The sequence below is a fragment of the Halobacillus sp. BBL2006 genome, assembly GCF_000786645.1.
Lineage (GTDB): Bacteria > Bacillota > Bacilli > Bacillales > Halobacillaceae > Halobacillus.
This window is the reverse complement of record NZ_JRNX01000273.1, coordinates 1-7,471: the sequence shown is the minus strand read 5'-3', so window position 1 is coordinate 7,471 and position 7,471 is coordinate 1. Positions and strand designations below refer to the sequence as shown.

Annotated in this window: 9 protein-coding genes; all 9 read left to right on the top strand. The window is 41.8% G+C overall.

Features of this window, described 5'->3' with window-relative positions; all coding sequences use genetic code 11:
* On the top strand, window positions 1-686 hold a 686-nt coding region (locus LD39_RS09105), incomplete at its 5' end, for a TatD family hydrolase (protein ID WP_035545438.1).
* A gap of 211 nt (window positions 687-897) precedes the next feature.
* Complete coding sequence (locus LD39_RS09100) at window positions 898-2,175, top strand: G5 and 3D domain-containing protein (protein WP_035545435.1); 1,278 nt, start codon at window positions 898-900, stop codon at window positions 2,173-2,175.
* A gap of 97 nt (window positions 2,176-2,272) precedes the next feature.
* Window positions 2,273-2,836 (top strand): ribonuclease M5, encoded by a 564-nt coding sequence (gene rnmV / locus LD39_RS09095; protein WP_035545433.1) that lies wholly within the window; start codon window positions 2,273-2,275, stop codon window positions 2,834-2,836.
* Window positions 2,826-3,692, top strand: a complete 867-nt coding sequence (rsmA, locus tag LD39_RS09090) for a 16S rRNA (adenine(1518)-N(6)/adenine(1519)-N(6))-dimethyltransferase RsmA (protein WP_035545431.1) — start codon at window positions 2,826-2,828, stop codon at window positions 3,690-3,692. Before rnmV ends, rsmA begins: the two co-directional genes overlap by 11 nt.
* 74 nt (window positions 3,693-3,766) lie before the next feature.
* On the top strand, window positions 3,767-4,651 hold the full coding sequence (gene yabG / locus LD39_RS09085; protein ID WP_035545429.1) for a sporulation peptidase YabG: 885 nt from the start codon (window positions 3,767-3,769) through the stop codon (window positions 4,649-4,651).
* A 304-nt stretch (window positions 4,652-4,955) separates the two neighbouring features.
* On the top strand, window positions 4,956-5,216 hold the full coding sequence (gene veg / locus LD39_RS09080) for a biofilm formation stimulator Veg (protein ID WP_035545428.1): 261 nt from the start codon (window positions 4,956-4,958) through the stop codon (window positions 5,214-5,216).
* Between the two features lie 153 nt (window positions 5,217-5,369).
* The gene (locus LD39_RS23890; RefSeq protein WP_035545426.1) at window positions 5,370-5,549 is read left to right on the top strand and encodes a small, acid-soluble spore protein, alpha/beta type; all 180 of its coding nucleotides are present in this window, start codon (window positions 5,370-5,372) and stop codon (window positions 5,547-5,549) included.
* Between the two features lie 131 nt (window positions 5,550-5,680).
* Entirely contained in the window at window positions 5,681-6,547 is an 867-nt protein-coding gene (ispE, locus tag LD39_RS09070; RefSeq protein ID WP_035545436.1) for a 4-(cytidine 5'-diphospho)-2-C-methyl-D-erythritol kinase, read from the top strand.
* Window positions 6,548-6,608: 61 nt separating this feature from the next.
* Window positions 6,609-7,427 (top strand): pur operon repressor, encoded by an 819-nt coding sequence (gene purR, locus LD39_RS09065; RefSeq protein WP_035545424.1) that lies wholly within the window; start codon window positions 6,609-6,611, stop codon window positions 7,425-7,427.
* Window positions 7,428-7,471: the final 44 nt, after the last annotated feature.

Genomic DNA, 7,471 nt, shown 5'->3' with positions numbered 1-7,471 from the left:
GTGTTCAATATATGACGGTCGTTGGCTTTGATCGTAAGACGATTCCTAAGGCGATGGAGATTGCTGAGAACCATGATCACATCTACGCTGCAGTCGGCTGGCATCCTGTTGATGCGATCGATATGACGGAAGAAGATTTAGAATGGATCGAAGAATTATCTTCCCATCCGAAAGTCGTGGCCATCGGAGAAATGGGGCTTGATTATCATTGGGATAAATCGCCTGCGGATGTTCAAAAGGAAGTTTTTCGTAAACAAATCCGTCTTGCTAAGAAAGTGAAGATGCCCATTATCATTCACAATCGTGAGGCTACAGAAGATATCGTAGAGATCTTGAAAGAAGAGAAGGCTGAGGAAGTCGGGGGAATCATGCACTGCTACAGCGGTCCTGTCGAAACAGCTAAAGAATGTATCGGCATGAATTTTATGATTTCTCTTGGTGGACCGGTCACATTTAAAAATGCCAAACTTCCAAAAGAAGTAGCCAAGGCCGTTGATTTGGAACATTTGCTTGTCGAAACAGACTGTCCTTTCCTTGCCCCGCACCCTAACCGAGGCAAACGAAATGAGCCTTCTTACGTTAAGTTAGTAGCTGAACAGGTAGCCGAATTAAAAGGCATTTCCTTTGAAGAAGTCAGCGAAATAACTACGGCAAATGCCTTGAGTTTTTTTGGGATTAAGGCCTGATAGAGGGACTTTTGATCTAATGTTACAAGATTGCATTTAAATTGTATGGGAATTGTAACATGTTTGTTATGTTAATTGACTAGGTAAAAATGCATAATGAAGGAGTCAGCGAACAGTGTGCTGGCTCCTTTTTCCATTTAAGGAGTTCGGTTGACTTTTTACAACCGCTTGACTACAATATTACGCATGCTCAAGAAAGGAGGCGAAGGTGATGGGAAAAAAGAATGATTTAAAATCAGTTATCAAAAGTAAAATGATTTGGACATTTGTAGCTGCAATCCTTTGTATTGCCTTTTTGGTAACGGTATCGTATGAAGCTACGAAAGCTTCTGTACAAGTGACCATAAATGGTGAATCTGAATTAATTCGCACTCATTCTAATACTATTGGCGATTTACTATCTGAACTTGATGTCACTGTGCAACAACATGATGAACTATCACACGAACTATCCGATTCAGTTGAGTATGGAATGGACGTAACCTACATACCTTCTAAAACTATAAATTTAGCAATCGATGACCAGTCGAAGACGTACTATACCACAGCAAATACCGTTGAAGAATTTATGGAAGAACAAGAAATCAGTTTGAAAGAGAAAGATGATCTCTCTCATCAATCTGATGCTGCACTTAAGGACGGGATGGACATCCAAGTTAATAAAGCCGTCCAAGTTGTGCTCAATGATGGAGGAGAGAAGGAGAAAGTATGGACGACAGCTTCTTCTGTTGAAGATTTTCTAGAGAACCAAAATGTCACATTGAATGAACTGGATGAGCTAAAGCCATCCAAAAATGATCAATTAACGAAAGACACCCTTGTTTCTATTACCCGAGTCGAAAAAGTAACGGATATAATTGAGGAAGAGGTCGACTATAGTGTTGAAACCCGAAAAGACGACTCGATTCTTAAAGGAGAAAGAGAAGTCGTTTCGGATGGAGAAAAGGGATTAGTGACGAAGAAGTATGAAGTCACCTTGAAAAATGGCAAAGAGACCAAGCGTGAATTGCTGAAAGAAACAGTAGAGAAAGAAAGCAAGAAGAAAATCGTAGCTGTTGGAACAAAAGTAGAACAAACCGTACGTGCAGCTTCAGAGCCTTCTTCCAACAAAGCATCATCAAACTCGTCAAATTCATCTAGTTCATCAAGCTCATCCAGTAAGGCGACAACTACTGTATCACGGGGCAATACAAGCGAAGCAAAAACGCTCTACATGCACGCAACGGCTTACACTGCGAATTGCGCAGGCTGTTCGGGGGTTACGGCAACCGGCATTAATTTAAAAGCGAACCCTGATAGGAAAGTTGTAGCTGTTGACCCTAGTGTTATTCCGCTCGGAAGTAAAGTTTGGGTAGAGGGCTATGGATATGCGGTAGCTGGAGATACAGGTGGAGCGATAAACGGGAATCGTATTGATCTCTTTGTACCTTCAAAAAGCAAGGCCTTGAGTTTTGGAAGCCGCAACGTCAAAGTTAAAATATTGGACTGATTCATGAAGCAGAGGAGCTACTCCTCTGCTTTTTTCGATTGTCCACACGTGGTATGCTATGAAAAGATCATGGCCGACATAAGCAGGGGGAAATAAGGTGAAAATAAAAGAAGTCATCGTAGTGGAAGGCAAGGATGATACAGCAAGAGTACGCGAAGCGGTAGATGCTGATACGATTGAAACGGGTGGCTCAGCCATCGATGATAGTGTTATTGAACAAATCCGTCATGCAAAGGAGAAAAGGGGAGTTATAATTTTCACAGACCCTGACTACCCTGGAGAAAGGATTCGGCATATCGTCGAGCAACACATTCCTGGCTGTAAGCATGCTTTTCTTCCTAAACATCTGGCTCGTGCTAAAAAAGATAAGGGAATAGGAATTGAACATGCTTCTGTTGAGGATATTCGAACGGCTCTTGCTTCTGTTTATGAGCTAGTGGAAGAATATGAAGAGCTCATTACGAAAGATGATTTGATTTCGTACGGTCTTCTAGGAGGCCCTTCGTCCCGTCAACGCAGACAGAAGCTTGGGATTGAACTTCACATAGGGAAAACTAACGGAAAACAACTGCTCCGCCGTTTGAATATGTTTCAAATTACAAAGGATCAGTTGGATGAAGCCATGAGGGATATCATTCAGGAGGAAAGAAATGAAGAGTAAAGCAGTCGCAACACCGACACGAACAAAAGAAATTTTAGAGACGTACGGGTTTTCATTTAAAAAGAGCTTAGGTCAGAACTTTTTAATTGATGTGAACATCTTAAAAAACATTATAGATCATGCAGGCATTGATTCTTCTGCTGGAGCTATTGAAATTGGACCTGGAATTGGAGCCCTTACAGAGCAGTTGGCTCAAAGTGCTGATAAAGTTGTCGCTTTTGAAATCGATCAACGTTTGCTTCCGATTTTAGAGGAGACACTTTCTGACTATGACAATGTGGACATCATCAACCAGGATATTTTGAAGGCGGATGTCCAAGAGGTTGTTAAAAGACACTTTAAGCCTGGACAGCCGATTCGAGTGGTGGCAAATCTTCCTTATTACATTACGACACCTATATTGATGAAGCTGTTAATGGACCGGTTACCGATTGATAGCATTACTGTCATGATTCAAAAAGAGGTGGCAGATCGGATGGCTGCTGAACCTAATACTAAAAGCTATGGCTCACTATCTATTGCAGTTCAATACTATACAGAGGCAAGAGTCGCCATGAATGTGCCTAAGACCGTGTTTATGCCCCAGCCAAATGTCGATTCGTCTGTGCTTCATTTGGAAATGAGATCTGCCCCGCCTGTACAAGTGAAAGATGAGGATTTCTTCTTCGATCTCGTCAAAGCGTCATTCGGACAACGCAGAAAAACGTTGATGAATAACTTAGCCCGGCATTTTAAAGGAAAAATGGATAAAGAAGAACTACGAGAAAAGCTGGACCGTGTCGATATCGACCCTAAACGTCGTGGAGAGTCTTTGACGATGCAGGAGTTCGCCAAGCTGGCAGATTGTTTATATTAAGAATAGCCTGGTTTGACACATCATGCCCCTTCTCACATACACTACAGTAATGTTTGCTGTAAGGTGGGGAGTACATGATAGTAAATGGTGATCTTGTTACAAGAAAGTCCTATCAACATGACATAATTTTTCGAGTGAAATCGGCCGATGCTTCGATTGTTAAGCTTATGGGAGAGCATGTTCGTCTTGAGGCCGATGCTCCGCATGATGATCTGGAGAAAGTGACAGGCTCAGAGTATCATAGACGGAAACAGCAAGTCGATGAACAAGAGGCGTATTCCTATCGTCTTTTTCGCCAAGATTATCGTTTATTGAAAGAAAAAAGAGATGCCAGTGCAGGAAGCGGGTATCAGACAGGGAAAGAAGCAAAGTATTTTCAAATCCCTCCTCGCATCCTCCATCTTGATGGGGATCCTCTATTTTTGAAAAAGTGTATTGCCTTATATGAACAATTAGGTTTACAGGTCCATGGGCAATATTTACATGAAAAAGAGATGCCGGATCAGATCATGGGACTTATTGAAAAAGTCCATCCGGAAATCGTCGTTCTGACAGGGCACGATTCTTATTCTAAAGCAAAAGGCACCACTAGAGAACTGGAAGCTTACCGTCATTCACGTTATTTTGTTGAAGCGGTCAGAAACATACGACGCAAATATCCGAACTTTGATCAACTCGTCATTTTTGCAGGGGCCTGTCAGTCCCATTTCGAGTCAATCATTAAAGCCGGGGCGAATTTTGCCAGTTCACCGGCCCGTGTCAACATCCATGCCATTGACCCAGTGTATGTAGCAGCAAGAGTGGCTTACACTTCTTTTATGGATCATATCAATATATGGGAAGTTATCAGGAATACAATCAGTGGTGAAAAGGGGCTCGGAGGGGTAGAAACAAGAGGACTGCTCCGAATAGGGATCCCTTACTCAGAAGAAGCAGAAGATGTGGAAAATGATCTTTGACCGTTGCTGGAAAAATGTTCAGCAGCGGTTTTTTGTATCAAAAACATATTTATTAATGTTTTTTCATAGACTTAACTTATGCGGGTAAAATGGTTGGCTGCATTCTGAAATGAGTGTAAACCTCTTGTTTATAAGGGTTTCTACGATGAATTTTGTATAGTTTTCCTTTAAATGGATAACCTATCGGGGAATCAATTTACAAATCTAATCATTGACATTGATTTAGAGCTATTGGTATAATGTTTTGTTTATTTGACTTTGTCCAGATTCTATGGTAAGATAAAAAACAGTGAGGTGGAGTGTAGTGGCTAAAACGTTAGTGGAAATTAAGCAATCCCTGGAAGGGCAAATTGGTAAACGACTAACACTAAAAGCGAATGGCGGACGTCGTAAAACGATCGAACGCTCAGGAATTCTTGCAGAAACATATCCTGCCGTTTTTATTGTAGAACTAGACCAAGAAGAAAATGCTTTTGAACGTGTTTCGTATAGCTATGCCGATGTTCTAACAGAAACAGTAGAACTGAACTTCGATGATTTACAAACAATGGCTCTTGAGCAGTGAACTCCAAGTTTACTGCTTTTTATTTTGTTCATTTATCCAATGTTTACACTAGAAATGCTTCCCAATATTACATACATATGCTGGTATGATAACGAAATTAAGAAACATACTAACAATGTCGTAGCAAGTGAATGGCGAAAGGAGCTGAAGACGATGGGACGCAGACGAAGTATGATGTCCGATTCGTTGAAAGAAGAGATCGCGAAAGAACTTGGCTTTTACGACAAGGTACAAAAAGATGGTTGGGGCGGCATTACCACACGTGATGCCGGAAATATGGTAAAACGGGCGATTCAAATGGCAGAAGAGCAAATGTTGAAAGATCAACAATAAATTTAGGCCTCCAGACGGTATAAGTGTCTGGAGGCTGTTTTATGTGCCTCGTTCCACCTTGGGGAGCCTCTTCACTTAAAAATATGGTACAATGCTTGAAGATAAACAGTGAAATTGAGGTGCTTATGTACATGCAATTATTTGAAAAAGCTCCTGCTAAGATAAACTTATCTTTGGATGTTTTATATAAACGTGAGGATGGTTTTCATGAAGTGGAAATGGTCATGACTACCGTGGATTTAGCTGACCGCATCGAACTCAACCTTCTTAGAGATGGAACAATTCGTGTTGAGTCTGAGAGCCGTTTTGTACCGAATGATGAACGGAATTTAGCTTATCGTGCTGCAAAGCTGATGAAGGACCGCTTTCGTGTAAAACAAGGTGTACGGATTTTTATTGAAAAAAATATCCCAGTGGCGGCAGGTCTTGCTGGGGGAAGCAGTGACGCCGCAGCTGTGCTGCGAGGAGTAAACCGGCTTTGGGAATTGAACTTGAGCATGGATGAATTGGCAAAATTAGGAGCGGAAATTGGTTCAGACGTCTCCTTTTGTGTTTACGGAGGCACAGGGCATGCCACTGGACGAGGCGAGAAAATCAAAGCATTACCTTCTCCTCCTCCCTGCTGGGTTGTTCTTGCGAAACCTCCCATTGGAGTATCTACTCAGACGGTCTATCAGAATCTTGATTTAAAAGGGGCTCTACATCCGGACACCCAGGCTATGATCGCTGCGATCAAACGCTATGACTTTAATGGAATTTGTGATCAGGTTGGAAACACCTTGGAGGGTGTGACGCTTAATCTTCATGAGGAAGTGGGCCAAATAAAAGAGCAGATGCGACAAGCCGGTGCAGATGCTGTTTTGATGAGTGGCAGCGGTCCTACAGTATTTTCATTAGTGGACCAGGACGCGAGGGCTCAACGAATTTATAACAGTTTAAAAGGCTTTTGCCACGAAGTATATATGGTACGTTTGTTAGGATATCGGGAGAACACTTGAAAAAATCCGTACAAATTTGATATATTAATAAATAATATTCGGATTTTGAGGTGTCTACTACATGAAAAGAAGTGAACGGTTGGTTGCAATGACCCATTTTATTCTAGAACGGCCGCGTGAATTAATATCCCTCCCTTTTTTCTCTGAAAACTATGAAGCCGCTAAATCATCTATTAGCGAGGATCTTGGCATCATCAATAAAATGTTCCAGCATGAGGGCATTGGTTATTTAGAAACGGTATCTGGAGCAGCTGGCGGTGTAAAATATATTCCTGCCTTTTCGAAGTCTTACAGTGATACTTTTGTCAATAAGCTTTGTGAACGTTTAGAGGATCCTGAGCGGCTTTTGCCCGGCGGATACTTGTTCATGAGTGATATTCTTGGCGATCCCGAAACAACGAGGAATATCGGCCGCTTATTTGCCTCGGCGTTTAGAGGTAAAGAAATAGATGCAATTATGACTGTTGCAACAAAAGGGATTCCACTTGCATATGCTGTGGCGTCCTACTTGAATGTTCCGGTCGTGATTGCACGTCGTGACCCTAAGGTAACGGAAGGTTCTACTGTGAGCATTAACTACGTATCCGGTTCGACACGTAAAATACAAACGATGGTTCTGACGAAAAGATCCTTAAAGGAAGGATCCAAAGTCTGTATCATTGACGATTTTATGAAAGCTGGAGGGACAATTAATGGCATGCGTAACTTATTGAAAGAGTTCAATGCTGAAGTTGTTGGTATCGGAGTTCTTGCTGAAGCCGAGGATGAAGAAGAAGATCGAGTGGTCGACGATTATATTTCCCTCGTTCAAATTATGAACGCCGATGATCGGCATCACGCCATAGAAGTCCGCCCTGGAAATCTTTTAGATCATATTTAAATTTTAAGAAGGAAGTCCCCTTAACTACGGGAAGGGCTTTCTTC

Excerpts from the sequence above, each read along its gene's own strand:
- LD39_RS09100 (WP_035545435.1), top strand. The coding sequence starts at position 898 with ATGGGAAAAAAGAATGATTTAAAATCAGTTATCAAAAGTAAAATGATT.
- rsmA (WP_035545431.1), top strand. The coding sequence starts at position 2,826 with ATGAAGAGTAAAGCAGTCGCAACACCGACACGAACAAAAGAAATTTTA.
- yabG (WP_035545429.1), top strand. The coding sequence starts at position 3,767 with ATGATAGTAAATGGTGATCTTGTTACAAGAAAGTCCTATCAACATGAC.
- LD39_RS23890 (WP_035545426.1), top strand. The coding sequence starts at position 5,370 with ATGGGACGCAGACGAAGTATGATGTCCGATTCGTTGAAAGAAGAGATC.
- ispE (WP_035545436.1), top strand. The coding sequence starts at position 5,681 with ATGCAATTATTTGAAAAAGCTCCTGCTAAGATAAACTTATCTTTGGAT.
- purR (WP_035545424.1), top strand. The coding sequence starts at position 6,609 with ATGAAAAGAAGTGAACGGTTGGTTGCAATGACCCATTTTATTCTAGAA.